Annotated in this window: 13 protein-coding genes; 8 read left to right on the forward strand and 5 right to left on the reverse strand. The window is 41.4% G+C overall.

Annotated features, from left to right (window positions below):
• The 7 genes from F1E73_RS14930 to F1E73_RS14960 all read left to right on the forward strand — a co-directional run.
• Positions 1 to 675, forward strand: a 675-nt coding sequence (locus tag F1E73_RS14930; RefSeq protein WP_150452369.1) for a DUF4301 family protein, incomplete at its 5' end; no start/stop codon positions are given.
• A 222-nt stretch (positions 676 to 897) separates the two neighbouring features.
• On the forward strand, positions 898 to 1,209 hold the full coding sequence (locus F1E73_RS14935) for a hypothetical protein (protein WP_223883458.1): 312 nt from the start codon (positions 898 to 900) through the stop codon (positions 1,207 to 1,209).
• 319 nt (positions 1,210 to 1,528) lie between these two features.
• Entirely contained in the window at positions 1,529 to 1,750 is a 222-nt protein-coding gene (locus F1E73_RS14940) for a hypothetical protein (protein WP_150452370.1), read from the forward strand.
• A 202-nt stretch (positions 1,751 to 1,952) separates the two neighbouring features.
• Positions 1,953 to 2,255: a hypothetical protein gene (locus F1E73_RS14945; protein WP_150452371.1), complete on the forward strand. Its 303-nt coding sequence runs from the start codon at positions 1,953 to 1,955 to the stop codon at positions 2,253 to 2,255.
• Between the two features lie 343 nt (positions 2,256 to 2,598).
• Positions 2,599 to 2,901 carry a hypothetical protein gene (locus tag F1E73_RS14950; RefSeq protein WP_150452372.1) on the forward strand — a complete coding sequence of 101 codons (303 nt, stop codon included), beginning with the start codon at positions 2,599 to 2,601 and terminating at the stop codon, positions 2,899 to 2,901.
• Between the two features lie 457 nt (positions 2,902 to 3,358).
• Positions 3,359 to 3,661 (forward strand): hypothetical protein, encoded by a 303-nt coding sequence (locus F1E73_RS14955; RefSeq protein WP_150452373.1) that lies wholly within the window; start codon positions 3,359 to 3,361, stop codon positions 3,659 to 3,661.
• Between the two features lie 153 nt (positions 3,662 to 3,814).
• Positions 3,815 to 5,173, forward strand: coding sequence for a sigma-54-dependent transcriptional regulator (locus F1E73_RS14960; protein ID WP_150452374.1), 1,359 nt, complete (start codon positions 3,815 to 3,817; stop codon positions 5,171 to 5,173).
• Here F1E73_RS14960 and F1E73_RS14965 read toward each other — a convergent pair.
• A complete protein-coding gene (locus tag F1E73_RS14965) occupies positions 5,148 to 7,619 on the reverse strand; it encodes a hybrid sensor histidine kinase/response regulator (protein ID WP_191089030.1) in 2,472 nt (823 codons plus the stop codon). The genes F1E73_RS14960 and F1E73_RS14965 overlap by 26 nt on opposite strands.
• A gap of 325 nt (positions 7,620 to 7,944) precedes the next feature.
• Here F1E73_RS14965 and F1E73_RS14970 point away from each other — a divergent pair, with 325 nt between their 5' ends.
• The gene (locus F1E73_RS14970; RefSeq protein WP_150452376.1) at positions 7,945 to 10,116 is read left to right on the forward strand and encodes a TonB-dependent receptor; all 2,172 of its coding nucleotides are present in this window, start codon (positions 7,945 to 7,947) and stop codon (positions 10,114 to 10,116) included.
• Positions 10,117 to 10,248: 132 nt separating this feature from the next.
• Here F1E73_RS14970 and F1E73_RS14975 read toward each other — a convergent pair whose 3' ends face one another.
• From F1E73_RS14975 to F1E73_RS14990, 4 genes are all read right to left on the reverse strand, one after another.
• The gene (locus F1E73_RS14975; RefSeq protein WP_150452377.1) at positions 10,249 to 11,625 is read right to left on the reverse strand and encodes a Gfo/Idh/MocA family protein; all 1,377 of its coding nucleotides are present in this window, start codon (positions 11,623 to 11,625) and stop codon (positions 10,249 to 10,251) included.
• A gap of 45 nt (positions 11,626 to 11,670) precedes the next feature.
• Positions 11,671 to 12,774, reverse strand: a complete 1,104-nt coding sequence (locus F1E73_RS14980) for a DUF6807 domain-containing protein (RefSeq protein ID WP_150452378.1) — start codon at positions 12,772 to 12,774, stop codon at positions 11,671 to 11,673.
• Positions 12,775 to 12,786: 12 nt separating this feature from the next.
• A complete protein-coding gene (locus tag F1E73_RS14985; protein WP_150452379.1) occupies positions 12,787 to 13,395 on the reverse strand; it encodes a 3-keto-disaccharide hydrolase in 609 nt (202 codons plus the stop codon).
• Between the two features lie 472 nt (positions 13,396 to 13,867).
• Positions 13,868 to 14,335, reverse strand: a complete 468-nt coding sequence (locus F1E73_RS14990) for an OsmC family protein (protein WP_086475830.1) — start codon at positions 14,333 to 14,335, stop codon at positions 13,868 to 13,870.
• Between the last annotated feature and the right edge of the window lie 192 nt (positions 14,336 to 14,527).

Genomic DNA, 14,527 nt, shown 5'->3' on the forward strand with positions numbered 1-14,527 from the left:
GATAATGTAGTAGTTCCTAGGGATTTTGAAGTGATGGTGAATCACAAGAAAATTCTTGCCGGATTGCTATTGGAACTTCAGAAGAAAGTATTTGAATACGCCCGTTTATTGGATGAGGAGCAGCTTAGTGCGGAGCAATTGGAAACCATAAAGAAATTTATGGAGGAGGAACTCAATGTGCATTTCCAAAAGGAATTTCAGGCCTATAGTACTGGGGAGCAAATAGAGCGCCTTAAAGAAAAGATTAATAGGCCGCTGCGCATCTGCGGCATGGTGAAAAATGAAGGAGAACCTGGAGGCGGACCTTTTTGGGTGAAGGATGCCCAAGGGCATATATCCTTGCAAATTATTGAATCTGCACAGGTAGATACCAAAAATCCGGAACAGTTACAGATTATGGGGAATGCTACTCATTTTAATCCGGTAGATCTGGTATGTGGGGTCCGAAATTATAGAGGAGAGAAATATGATCTACAAAAATATGTAGATGATAAACAAGGCTTTATCACGGAAAAAACCAAGGAAGGTAAAAGTCTTAAGGCCTTGGAATTGCCCGGATTGTGGAATGGGGCCATGGCTTTTTGGAATACCATTTTTGTTGAAGTGCCCTTAACGACCTTTAATCCTGTAAAGACGGTAAACGATCTGTTAAAGCCTTCGCACCAAGTGAAATAAGTAGTTATAGGTTATAAAATTATATGGCGTAAAAAGTGTGTAAATCTTACACACTTTTTTTGTTTGTATACACTATTAAACACTCCTATAAAAGAGGTGTAGGTGTTTAAAAGGCTGATTTTAAGTGATTTGGGGTGATTTTGGGGTGGTGGGGGCTGTTGGCACGGTTTTCCTATAATACATTGGGAACAAAGAGATTATTTACCCTAAAGACATAACAGTATGACATCAGAAATAAAAAATTTAGTATTCGCCTCTGCGTTGGCCGTTGGATCTTTAAGTCCCACATTCGCAAATCCGCCTATTTTTCATGATGGAATCATGGAACTAATACACGCCCAGGATTTTTCTGAAATAGAAAAAGATGCACTCCCAGACGCCGTAACCTCAGCTTTGGAAAAAGACTATCCTGGCGCCGTAGTGGAAAAAGCTTATATCAATGATGTAAACGAATATAAGTTGGAGGTTGCCCTCGCCGATGGGGAAACTGAAGAGTTACATATACATGCAGATGGCAGCTGGATTGCCTTGTAAGTAGATAAATCTAGAAGTAGAGTTGGTTAGATTGGTTAAGGTCGCAATAAATAATTGCGGCCTTTTCTTTTTCCCTACCCCATAAATGATTCTTCCTCTTTGCCGTTAGCCTTAAAACGGGTTCCACTTCTCGGGTATTCTATTGGGTAGCGGGAATACCGGAAGTGGGGTAAACTCTTACGGGGCAGGTGCGATGTTGTGTTTAATAAATCACCTTTAAGATTATTTAAACAGATAAAGTGGGATATTATCTTTAAATTTCAAGTAAATTAATAGGTCTACCTGATTGATTTTCCTCCCGATTAAAGAATTGTCGGATATGGAAAATAATTTTAAACCCATAGCAGCTTACGAGCTTCCCGCACATATTATTGGAGTGTTAGTTGAGAAATTTAACACCTATACCCTTCTTCACGCCTTCCAAAATGATGCTGGGATGTATAAACTATATCTAATCTTTGAGGCAGATACCATACATACCGTGTATATAAATGATGATGGTTCTATTGTAAAGGCAATTGAAGATTCGTGGGATAATTAACTTCCATCCCTATTTAATGTATAGGTTTTACACAGTACCTACTACTATTACCCATAATTACCCATTTGTATAATCCTAAGAGGAAATGCGTAAACCCTTTGTAGTGAGTGGGTTGCTGGCTTTTTAGTGGTTGTTTTTCCGATGTGGTATCATATTTTCAATAGGTATTATACGTTTAACTAATAAATTAAAATAGAACATTATGAAAAAGATATTAATTGTATTCGCATTATCATTAGGAAGTTTAACCGCATTCGCCCAAGAAGGGGAAATAACACAAGAGGCTGCCGTTGAGGTAGCAGTAGTACAGGACGATTTTTCTGCTGTTGAAACCAGCGAACTACCGGAGGCGGTAAGCAATGCCGTTACTGCAAATTATCCTTCGGCCACTATTGAAAAGGCCTATGTGAATAAGGAAGAACAGTATAAATTAGAAGTGGCCCTAGAAGACGGTACAGAAGGTACCTTATATGCCGATAAAGATGGCAACTGGATAGAACTATAGAATTTATTTGAGTTAGTTGATTGGATCGAGTTTATCTCGGTAAAAAAGGGGACGCAGCACGCATCCCCTTTTTTTATTTTTCAAGTAAGTCAAAGTTATTTACAACAGCTTTCATATAAGGATAAAGTGGGTAAATGTTCTATGTCTACTACACTTATAAGTGTATAAATAATATACAGTTGGCCATTAAACTACCCAGAATTACCCACTATCTAAATTCAGGCTTTATTGTGTAACTAGCTGAAGATAAGGTATTTGCGTTAATTTTTAAATAGAAGCGCATCTTGGTATCATATTTTCAATAGGTATTATACGTTTAACGAACACATTAAAATAGAACATTATGAAAAAGATATTATTTGTTTTCGCATTATCATTAGGAAGTTTAACTGCTTTTGCCCAAGAGGGAGAAGTAGCTCAAGAGGCTGCTGCCGAGGTAGCAGTAGTTCAGGACGATTATACCGCCATTGAAATTAGCGAATTACCGGAAGCGGTAAGCAATGCAGTAGCTACAGATTATCCTGCGGCCACTATTGAAAAGGCTTTTGTGAATAAAGAAGAACAATATAAGTTGGAAGTGGTACTGGAAGACGGTTCGGAAGAAACGCTATATGCCGATAAAGATGGCAATTGGATAGAGCAGTAGAAATAACTTGAGTTATTTGTTTGTATCAAGTTTGGTTTGGTATGAAAGGGGACGCATCAAGCGTCCCCTTTTTTTGATATAGCCGCTGGCGGGTAAATTGCAATCGGAAAACCTAGATCTCCTTTATCCAGGAGATTATATAAGGAGAAAAAATTGGCCAACTGTTAGCCGATGTAGTTATCTGGAGATGGAAGGAGGTAACTAAATTATTTATGTCTAGTTGTACAGTAGCGCAAAGTGTTTAGCTAGAATCCTAGGGCTAACTACCTAAAGTGTATAACTATTACACAGTTATTCTTATTCCTACCCAGAATTACCCAGGGCTCAAAATTCATGGTAGCTTCATAATAGGTTGTAAGTCAGCCTTATGTATCTTTATTGGTGGCTTAAATACATCTTGGTATTATATTTTCTATAGGTATGCTATATGTAACTAATACAATAAAATAAAAACATTATGAAAAAGATATTATTTGTTGCCGCATTATCATTAGGAAGTTTAACTGCATTTGCCCAAGAGGGTGAAGCAACTGAAGAGGTTACCGTTAAGGTATCCATAGTTCAGGACGATTTCTCTGCCATTGAGACCAGCGAACTACCAGAAGCGATAAGTAATGCCGTAGCTACCAACTACCCAACGGCTACTATTGAGAAAGCCTATGTAAGCAAAAAGGAACAATATAAATTGGAACTTGCTTTGGAAGATGGGACCGCTGCAACTTTTTTCGCGGATAAAGATGGAAATTGGATAGACCTGTAAGGCTAACTTGAGTGATTTGTTTGTATCAAGTTTGGTTTGGTAGGAAAGGGGATGCTTTTAGCGTCCCCTTACTATTTTTATGATAATTTTTAATAGCAACTCGCTTACTTGTGGTATTTTTACTATTCCTATCCGAAAAGTAAGAGAACCACTATGTCCAAGATACTTATTATAGAAGATGATGCTGCCTTTTGCCAGATGCTGCAAAAGTTTCTAATCCGCAATGGTTATGAGGTGGAGGTTAGCTTTACGGGTGAAGATGCCAAGATAAAATTTAAGGATTCCTTTTTCGATCTTGTGTTGACAGACCTGCGGCTCCCCAATTACGACGGCATGCAATTACTGACGTATTTTAAGGAGGTAAAGCCTTCTGTTCAGGTGATTGTTATGACCGGATACGCAGAGGTAGGGTCTGCGGTAGAAGCCATGAAGAAGGGGGCCTATGATTATATTTCCAAGCCATTTACTCCAGAGGATATCTTAATGCAGATAAAAAGTGCCCTAAGTGAAGCGGCCTTGGCAGAACCCGAAAAAAAATCGAAGGATAACAATTCGCCCAAGCCCGTAGAAACTAGGGAGACGGAAGGGGAGGTAATTACTGGGGTGAGCGAAGCCTCCAGAAAACTTAAGGAGTATATCAAATTGGTAGCCCCCACGGATATGTCTGTTTTAATAACGGGGGAAAGTGGTACCGGGAAGGAAGTCACCGCCAAGGCGATCCACGATCATAGCAAGCGTAAAGATTTTAATTTTGTGGCAGTGGATTGCGGGGCCATTCCTAAGGAAATTGCCACCAGTGAATTCTTTGGTCATGTTAAGGGGAGTTTTACCGGCGCCGTGGAAGACAAGGTTGGTCATTTTGAAGCGGCCCATAAGGGCACCCTATTTTTGGATGAAATTGGTAACCTCTCCTACGGGAATCAAATTCAACTTTTACGGGCACTTCAGGAAAGAAAGATAAAGCGGGTTGGGAGCACCAAGGAGATAAAGGTAGATGTGAGGATAGTTACCGCCACCAACGAAGACCTTACCGAAGCGGTGGAACAGGGTAGTTTTAGGGAAGATCTTTTCCATAGAATAAATGAGTTTTCAATAGAGATACCCTCATTGGAAGATCGGTATGAGGACCTGATGCTATTTGCTAATTATTTTCTTCAGAAAGCCAATAAATCACTCGATAAAAACATACTGGGATTTTCAGAGGAAGTAGTTGGTGTTTTTAAGAAGTATCATTGGCCTGGTAACCTTAGGGAGTTGCAAAACGTAATTAAAAGAGCGGTACTGTTAACAACAGGGGAATTGGTGGAAAAAGAAGCCCTGCCTAAGGAAGTGTATAAAGCCAAGGAAGAGAAGTTGTCCGATGAAAATTTCTCCAAGGCAGACTATGAAAAAGAGCAAATTATCAGGGCGCTAAAACAAACCAACTTTAATAAGTCGCAAGCGGCAAAACTACTCCAAATCACTAGAAAGACCCTGTACAATAAAATTAACCACTATAACTTGGATCTTTAGCCAAATAGGCTTTTATCGCCAAGGAGAGTACCGTAATTTTATTATTTAGACTGCTGTAGGTTTGTTTTAATTCCTTGGCATTTAATTCGTGGGGCTTTAGGGTTTCCAATTGCTCCAAAATAGGAATAATCTCCTTGGCTTTCAGCTGCCTAAACATGGGGAGCATCTTGTGGGTTATTGAATTTATTTGGGCGATTTCGGCCTTCGTCATTGCCGCTTTTAGCTTCTCCAGACTGGCAGCAGTGTCTTTTAAAAATGTATTTAAAACCTCGGCAACACCATCTTCATCATCCCCTAGAAAGGAGGAGATAACCTCTAAGCTAAATAAACTAGAACCTGAGGCTATCTTTTCCTTGGGGGCCACTGGTTGGTCCGTAGTAACCATTTCAGGGAAGAGTCCGCCAAGCATGCTTATAAACCGCTCCTTGGCAAAAGGCTTTTGCATACTATCGGCAAAGCCGTAATGAAGATAATCTTGTCTTTTTAAGTCTTTTCTCCCCGTCATCGCTACTATGGGTTGACCTCTAAAATGCCTGTAATCTCCCTTTTTTAGTTGTTCCAACACCTCAAATCCGTTGATATTGGGCATTTCTATATCTGTCAACACCAAATCATAAGCCAACTGGGCCTCTTTATCGATCTCGTAAAAATCACTATAGGTATGGGCGCTTAGCTTAAGGTGGTGGCAGACCTCCTTTAATAACTTTAGCATGGCGGGGTCATCGTCCACAATAAGCAAAGCCAGATCGGCCTGTGGATCAATATTTATATTTTGGTCTGGTTGTAAGGGGGCTTTGGCTACCTTAAAAGGAATCTCCAGTGTAAAGGTACTGCCTTTGCCTTCAAGGCTTTTTAAGCGAATGGTCCCCTCCAACAACTTCGTGATTTTTTTGGAAATGGTAAGCCCCAGACCATAGCCGCCGTATTTTTTATCGGTATGGTCTTCTGCCTGTGTAAACTCTTTAAATATCTGTTCCTGTTTCTCCTCTCGAATTCCTATCCCCGTATCTATAATCTTAATTTGGGTATGGTAGGTGTCTTCTGTTTGCTTAAGGACCTTAGCGGTAATTTTGATAAAGCCCTCCTCCGTAAATTTATAGGCATTCCCAATTAAATTGGTTAATACCTGCCTAACCCTAAAAGCGTCGCCCAGCACCGGGGCTTTTAATCGCTCGTCCAAATCCAATTGCAGGTCTATCTGCTTACCAGAATTCAGTTCCTTCAAATTTTCAGCGGTTTCACTAATTAGGTTGGCCAAGATAAATGGGGAGTTTTCAATTTTTATTTTCCCCGCTTCCAGCTTGGAGAAATCCAAAAGGTCATTTACTAAGCGATCTACATAATGGGAGGCCGACTTTACATTTCTAAGATAGGAAACCTGTAAGCCGGTAAGTCCCGTTGTTTCCATAAGTTCAGAATAACCTGTTATGGTATTGAGCGGGGTGCGTAGATCGTGACTAACGGTAGCTATTAATTGCTCCCTGCTTTTTAAAAGGGATTCTGAGAATTTCTTTTCCTTCTCCAACTGTTGCCTAAATAACTGAACTTTCCAGTAGTCCTTGGTGATGAGAAAGGTAAATAAGGCCACAATGGCAAACCCTAGGACAGCTGCTATACCCGCAAGCCGAATACTTCGCCCTAAGGCTTCCTGTTTTTTTAAATTGTCTGTATAGGAACGGGCCAGCACCTCTTGCTCAAAAGCAGAAATAATACTCCGTAGCTGCTGGGATATTTCCAAATCGGCCCTGCTGAGCTCCATTTCCTTTTTTGCTAGGTTGCGAATGGTAATTATATTCTGCTGCTTGGTTTGCTCCAACAGCAGTTTGGCGGCGGTGATAATGGAATCCATCTCAATTGCCGTGGCACGGGTGTCTTGATCCTTGGGAACATTGTCATTGAGGTATTGAACATAGCTTTTGAATATTTCACGGGATTTCTCCGGTAAGTCTTCGTAGTTGGGATTAAAACTCTCTGGAGGAATCTTCCCCATGGATTGCTCAATTTTACTAAACTCCAATAAGGCATTGTCAATAGAACTATGGTCTTCGCTGTTTTTTTTGAGTAATAATAATTCCTTGCTGTTAAATACCTTCTTTTTTAGCAAGCCCTGAACGCTGTCCAACATTTTTTTCTGATGGTCATTCTCTGTTAGCAATTTCAAAGAATCTAGGGAAGCAACAATGGAATCTACCTTCTGTGCGTAGGCCGTAAAACTGTTTTGAGATCCTTTTTGTATGGCTAATTTGGAAAGACTTTCCGCTTGGTACAGCTCGGTTAATAGGGATCCGGTTTTTAGTAATTTGGTATTGTTTTCCACTTCAATTTCTGTGGAGACGTATACCTTAATTTCAGACGCAATAAAGTATCCAACTACCAAGGCTACAATACCCAGTATAAAATAACTGAAGATGATCTTAAAGGTAAACTTGTTTTTGCTTTTATTCATTGGTGGATATTGTTGTAACAACATATCTAAATTACGGCTTTGCCCTCTTTTTTGTTTAAAAAAAAAGGTTAATTATTAAATGTTGCCTATTATTTTGATTTTGATTTTTGTAGCAGTAATTTCGCGGCCATCTCAAAGGGGTGCTTACTGTAGTAGGCTGAGATTATACCCAAGGAACCTGGGCGGGTAATGCTGCCAAGGGATGCGAAAATCGCGTTCGGGAATTTCCAACGTTTTTTCCAAGACCGATGATAGGTAGGGAAAACAAAAAAACAATTTTTAACAAGAATAATAGCCCCTTTTATTCGTAACAAATGTATTGCGAATGAAAACTATGTTCAAAACGGCGGCCATGTTTGGTGCCGTACTCCTGGCCAATGGCCAAGAAACACCTAAAGACTCTTTGGAAGGCAGTAAAATTGCCTTGGATGAAGTATTGGTGTCCGCAGTTCGCGTAACCCAAGAGTCGCCCGTTACCTTTACCAACCTTACAAAAAAACAAATGAAATCCAGAAATTTGGGGCAGGATATCCCTATCCTAATGAATTTTCTGCCTGGCGTAGTAACTACCACGGATGCCGGGGCCGGGATTGGCTATACCGGAATACGGGTAAGAGGGAGCGATGGAACCAGAGTGAACGTTACAGTGAACGGAATACCGTACAACGATTCCGAATCCCACGGTACCTTTTGGGTGAATATGCCCGATTTCTCCTCCTCTACCCAGAGCTTACAGTTGCAAAGGGGGGTAGGGACTTCTACCAATGGATCTGGAGCCTTTGGAGCTAGTTTAAATATTCTTACCGACGCTGTTTCAGATAAAGCATTTGGAGAGATCAACTCCTCGGTTGGGAGCTTTAATACCTTAAAAAATAATCTTAAGTTCAGTACCGGACTGCTCAATGATCATATAGAGATTTCTGGTCGCTTATCTAGAATTACTTCCGATGGGTATATTGACAGGGCTTCCTCCGAGCTGGATTCCTATTTTTTACAGGGAGCCTATCTGGATGATCGTACCCTAATCAAAGCCTTATTGTTTGGAGGACATCAAACTACTTATCAGGCATGGAACGGAGTGGATAAGGAGCAGTTAGAGAACAACAGGACCTTCAATACCGCCGGGATGTATACCGATGAGAAGGGAAATATCCAATTTTATGACAACGAGGTGGACGACTATAAGCAAAATCACTTTCAGTTACATTGGAATCAGAAGTTGTCCGATTATTGGAGCACTAATATCGCACTGCACTATACCAAAGGGCAGGGGTATTTTGAGCAATATAGGCAAGACGATAGTTTTGCTACTTACGGGATAACCCCCTTCACTAAGGACGGGGAAACCGTGAATTCCACGGACCTGATCCGAAGGAGATGGCTAGATAACGACTTTTATGGTACTACCTTTTCTGCCAATTATAGGGACCATAAGGTAGATGTAATCCTAGGAGGGGGATGGAACAATTATACAGGAGATCATTTTGGGGAAATTATATGGGCCCGTTATTCCAACAATAGGGATTACGAGGACCGATATTATGACGATACTTCTACCAAAGACGATATGAATGTATACGCCAAGGCAAATTATAAGTTAGATAACAAGTGGAGCGTGTATGGCGATCTTCAATTAAGAAATATTATCTATACCGCCAATGGAGAAGAAACAGGATTGGTAGATGATACCTTTACTTTCTTTAATCCGAAGGCAGGGGTTACCTATAACCTGAATGATCACCATAATTTCTACCTCTCCTATGCCAGGGCCAATAGGGAACCCAATAGAAATGACTATAAAAGCGGTAACCCTAAGCCCGAGAAATTGGACGACTTTGAATTGGGATGGCGCCATACCGCACCGGGTATTCGTTTGAATACTAATCTGTATTATATGAAATACAAGGATCAGTTGGTCCTTACCGGGGAATTAAATGATGTAGGTGGTGCCATGCGTGCCAATGTTGGGGATAGCTATAGGTTGGGCTTGGAAATAGATGCCATATTAACCTTGGGCGATAAGTTTATCTTACGTCCCAATGTGGCCCTGAGCGATAACAAAAACAAAAACTTTGTTTTTCAACGCGATGGAGAACTGGAAAAGCTGGGAGACACCCATATTTCATTTTCACCCAGTATTGTTGCAGGAAATGTATTAACCTATATGCCTAGCACCCAGTGGCAACTTAGCCTACTTTCTAAGTATGTAGGAAAGCAATATATGGGGAATATAGATGCTAAGAGCTCTGTGTTGGATGCTTATTCCCAGACAGACCTTAATGTGCAGTATACTATAGAAACCAATTCGTTTATCAAGAATATTGTGCTTTCTGGTTTGGTGAACAATATTTTTGATAGTCTGTACGAGTCTAATGGGTATTTTTATACCTATGATGACGATTTCTCTAGCCCGGGAACCATAACCACGGTAGAAGGTGCAGGTTACTATCCTCAGGCAGGTATTAATTTCCTGTTGGGAGCGACCTTAAATTTTTAAGGTTGGATAAATGCCCGTATAATTTTTTTAGAGTTATATGGTTAAAAGGCTATAAGGTGAAAAGTGGGGGAATGCCTTTTTTACTTTATAGCCTTTTTAATTGTTGATGAAATACAACCACCAATAGTAGCTTTATACCCTAGTAGGCACCACATACGGTTCCCTATATTCCCTGGTCAACATAGCATCTGCCTCTTTGTTGCCAATGAATTTCTCTGTTTTTCCATCAAATCTTAAAGTTTCCCCTACGCGATAGGCAATATTCGCTATTAACGGAAGTACTGTAGAGGTGTGGCCAATTTCGATATCACAATTTAAATCCTTTGGATTTCCGGATCGGAGTCCGTCAATAAAATTCCCAAAATGCCCTTTGCTGTCCGGGGCGGTTAAAAAGGAGGTGTCTCCACCAATAGCAGCACCAGCACCCATATTGGACCCGGCGAAAGGCTCTGTGTCCCTGCCTTTATAGGCATTCCAAGTATCTCCATTTACCTCTAGCCATCCATTGGTGCCATAAAACACATTGCCAATTTTAATCCCTAAGTTGGCCTCGTGGTTGGTATACCTCCCTCGAGTTTCAAACTCTAATATTTTTCCATCGGCGTATTCAAATACCGAGGTTTGGGTATTGGGGGTTTCTTGGGAACACTCTTCGGGTGATATTCCATAAATTCCCCCCATAGACTGCACTTTTATAGGATGTTCATTTTTATTCAATCCCCAGCGTGCCACATCAAATTGATGAGGTCCTTGGTTTCCGGTATCCCCATTTCCCGTATTCCAATGCCAGTGCCAATTATAATGTCCCCTTTTTTCGTTGTAGGGTCTATAGGCGGCCGGTCCCAACCAAAGGTCGTAATTTAGGCTAGCCGGGGGCGCAGTGTCTGCTGAAATTCCAAACGAATCCCGGGGTTTAAAACAGGTTCCCCTGGCCATGTATACCTCCCCAATGCCACCATTGTGGAGAAATTCCATGGCCTGCATTACATTGGAAATGCTTCGGTTTTGAAAGCCCACCTGTACCACGCGATTGTATTTTCGGGCGGCCTCCACCATTTTTCTTCCTTCCCATACGTTGTGAGAACTGGGTTTTTCCACATATACATGTTTTCCGGTTTGGCAGGCCCAAATGGTGGAGAGGGCATGCCAGTGATTGGGGGTGGCGATGATAACGGCATCTATTTCCTTGTCGTCATATACTTCCCTTAAATCGGTTGCCGTCCCGGGCCGATTATTGTCTTGAAGACTTGCAGCCAATGCCACCCGTTCTTCCAAAAAAGAAGAATCTACATCACAAATTGTTTTTATCCGAACTCCCTCACCGTACATCTGTGCAAAATTCTCCATTAAGCCTTTCCCACGTCCCCTAACGCCAATGGAGGCCAACATTATGCGGTCATTGGAGCCTAGGATATTTCCGTAGGACTTGGCGGAAAATGCGGTTGCTCCTATGGCGATTCCTGTACTTGCCAAAGTGGTCTTTTTAATAAAGTTTCTTCTGTTGCCCATGCTATTATATTTTTAAGGTTGCTGTTTTACTAATACGAGGGATAATTATTCGTTGTTAAACTGAGAGAATCTATGATCCAATTCCGTTTTTCCTAAATGTTTGCTTGCTACAATGATGCTGTGTTTAAAGGTGACGGCCTCCCCTTGCTCTAAGCGAAAGTTTAATGTTTCCTCTCCCTTGCTAAACACCTCTTGCCCCAATGGGTTTGAGGCAAATAAACCATAGCCCCTTGCATGCCAATAGGTGGGATAGCCTGGGTTGTTTTTATGGTCTAGGATCACCAAGGAAATGTTTTCTTTGCCTATACTAGAGGTTAAATTGACCCAGTCTGCTCTTTTTCCCCAACAGTCGTTTCCTTCCACTCCTTCACTGTTAATATAGTTCCCGTTTACCCCGTCGTTGTTAAGGACTGGCACCGCTGTGGGGAGTCCGTTGGCATCCGTAAAGACGATGGGTTTGTCCGATGGATGTTCTAAGGCTCTAGCCACCCTTATACCCAAGACGCCTTCCTTATTATCCTTAAAAAGTACAGGCCCGTTGGGTGCACTGAGCTGGGTAATGCGATCTATGGAGTATACATCCCCTTCGCCCTTAAAAAGGAAGGTGGTGTTTTCCGTAAGCAATACCTCCCCACTGGGAGCAATCCAATCCATGGCTACTTTTAACAAGCCCGTACTGTCCCCTCCCTGGATTTCTAAGAAGTTTTTATGAACTATAGTGCCATATTCATTCCTTCTTTCCACTTTTATGGAATCTGAATTGTTCCAAAAATCCAAACCATTTACATCCCCGTAATTAAACCATACTCCTACGTGGTGCGGATGGTCTGCGCGTTCCCCCGCCGATGGTTCTAAAGGGAACTTTCGGGTAATGGTGCTTCCTTCTGGGGTTACAAGGGGATAGAGGACCGGTTTTTTTATGTTGCTGGGATAGCGATAGGCTGTAAATAATTGGCCATCTATTAAAACCGAAACCTGCTTTTGGGCGTCATCCCTCAACAATTGTATTCTCGGTTCCTTGTTTTTTTCGCTAGGATGAAGCTGGGCGGTGTCCCTGTTTATTTGTTTGCAGGAAAACAAGCCTAAAATTAAGAGTGTTGCGCCTATTGCTAAGGGAAGTCTGCTGAGTTGTTGTTTTCTCTCTTTCATTTTATTGTCCGTTTAGTGGGGGGTATCTTGGTGGAGCTGCGCTACCTTGATGTTTCTAAATTTGATGGTCATTTCATTGTTGGGGTGTACTTGTAGCCCAATGGGCCCCTGAGGGATAAAACTTTTGGACACGTAGGTCATTACATGGATGTTGTTGAGCCAAACTTCATAATAGCCGCCTATAGCAATCACTTTTATGGTATTCCAATCCTGGGGTTTTAGGATGTCCTTTATAGGTTGCGCTTCTACCGGATATCCCAGTCCAGCGATATAGGGCGAGGCCGTCATGTCGCGCTTTAATGAGGCAGAGATTCCTAGTTGGATCTGCTGTTTGTCGTTTCGGATAAAGATTCCCGAATCTATGGTTCCCTCTCCAAAACGAAAGTCGGTTACCAACTCAAAATCCCTAAACTCCCTGTTGGTCCATAGTATAGAACCCTTTAGATGTGGGTCGCTTTTCCCGATAAGTACTCCGTTTTTAACAGACCACCAAATATTATCTGCGGGGACATTCCATCCGTTGAGGTTTCTTCCGTTGAACAGCTTTTTAAATTTTGGTTGCTGGGAGCATACCGAAAGGGAGGATAGTAGGACTAAGATCAAAACAAATTTTTCTCTCATGGTAAATAGGAATAGTGGGTGGGTAGTGCTTGGATAATTTATGTTATACAATGGGCCGAATTCGATAGTGGGGTTATCGAACCTAGGTCTGAAACCAACCTCCCTAGTGATTGGATAATAAAAATGAGAGGTCTATTTAAAGGTCTTGTTTTTTTGCCGGCAACGACTGTAAATCATTGCATTGCCTTATAAATCTATCTAAAAATATGTTCATATTACAGTGTTTTTACTAGATTTTTTGGCTAAAACTGTAAAAGGTCAATATTCTATTATAATGCGATAAGAAGTTGGAAGCGAGTCCCTTATTTAAGTGAGTAAAAGTACCCAGGACTCATGAATATCAAAAGAAATCCCATGCCCCATCGAAAAGGAAGTCGAGTAGAAAAAGTACAGGGGTTATATTCCACAGCTAACCCCTCCCGTTGTATAGAGGTGGCCTCTTTAGGGGTATTGGTTTATTAACCCTGTACCTCTAGGTTGTAGTGGTGTTGGGACTATGTTCAATTTTAAAGTTGCAAGAATTGGCAATAAAACACATTTCATGGGCAGCATGGTGTAGGTCGTTAGCTTTATCTACCATGTCTGGATTAGAGATCTTTACCATAGGGTGTAACATTACTTCCAAGAACTTGCCACTGCCTTTGGTAGTTTCCTCCATTATTCCAGTGGCATGGTCCGTATAGGTTATCACCTCAATATTATTTACGGAACATAGGTGTAAATAGCAGAGCATATGGCATGCAGATATGGAAGAAAGAAACAGGTCTTCAGGATTGTACCGTGTTGGATCCCCGGAAAAAGCAGGGTCCGAGGAGCCGCTAATTTCCGCGTATTTTCCTTGGCAAGATATGGTATGGTCCCTATTAAAGTTGGGCGATAGCGTGCCATTGCCCTTATTTCCAGTCCAGTTAACGGTAGTTTTATAGTGGTGTTTTTTCATAGGTGTTGGCGGTATAGTTTAATGAATCTAGGGTTTTGCTATAGTTTTGGCGTGTTCTAAACAAAGTGCAACCAATTGCTTCTTTGTCTAGGCTGCTTAAAGTTCTTTTAGTTGAATATTACGGTAGGCCACCTTCATTGGGGGTCCCACGTGCACCTGTAGTCCCAAATGCCCTGAGGCCTTTCTGTTTAT

Origin of the sequence: Arenibacter lacus (genome assembly GCF_008711145.1) — a bacterium.
In the GTDB taxonomy this organism is placed as follows: Bacteria; Bacteroidota; Bacteroidia; order Flavobacteriales; family Flavobacteriaceae; genus Arenibacter; species Arenibacter amylolyticus.

What these genes read in the sequence shown, in the direction of transcription:
- F1E73_RS14935 (WP_223883458.1), top strand. Translation starts at nt 898, where the DNA reads ATGACATCAGAAATAAAAAATTTAGTATTCGCCTCTGCGTTGGCCGTT.
- F1E73_RS14940 (WP_150452370.1), top strand. Translation starts at nt 1,529, where the DNA reads ATGGAAAATAATTTTAAACCCATAGCAGCTTACGAGCTTCCCGCACAT.
- F1E73_RS14945 (WP_150452371.1), top strand. Translation starts at nt 1,953, where the DNA reads ATGAAAAAGATATTAATTGTATTCGCATTATCATTAGGAAGTTTAACC.
- F1E73_RS14950 (WP_150452372.1), top strand. Translation starts at nt 2,599, where the DNA reads ATGAAAAAGATATTATTTGTTTTCGCATTATCATTAGGAAGTTTAACT.
- F1E73_RS14955 (WP_150452373.1), top strand. Translation starts at nt 3,359, where the DNA reads ATGAAAAAGATATTATTTGTTGCCGCATTATCATTAGGAAGTTTAACT.
- F1E73_RS14960 (WP_150452374.1), top strand. Translation starts at nt 3,815, where the DNA reads ATGTCCAAGATACTTATTATAGAAGATGATGCTGCCTTTTGCCAGATG.
- F1E73_RS14965 (WP_191089030.1), bottom strand. Translation starts at nt 7,619, where the DNA reads ATGAATAAAAGCAAAAACAAGTTTACCTTTAAGATCATCTTCAGTTAT.
- F1E73_RS14970 (WP_150452376.1), top strand. Translation starts at nt 7,945, where the DNA reads ATGAAAACTATGTTCAAAACGGCGGCCATGTTTGGTGCCGTACTCCTG.
- F1E73_RS14975 (WP_150452377.1), bottom strand. Translation starts at nt 11,625, where the DNA reads ATGGGCAACAGAAGAAACTTTATTAAAAAGACCACTTTGGCAAGTACA.
- F1E73_RS14980 (WP_150452378.1), bottom strand. Translation starts at nt 12,774, where the DNA reads ATGAAAGAGAGAAAACAACAACTCAGCAGACTTCCCTTAGCAATAGGC.
- F1E73_RS14985 (WP_150452379.1), bottom strand. Translation starts at nt 13,395, where the DNA reads ATGAGAGAAAAATTTGTTTTGATCTTAGTCCTACTATCCTCCCTTTCG.
- F1E73_RS14990 (WP_086475830.1), bottom strand. Translation starts at nt 14,335, where the DNA reads ATGAAAAAACACCACTATAAAACTACCGTTAACTGGACTGGAAATAAG.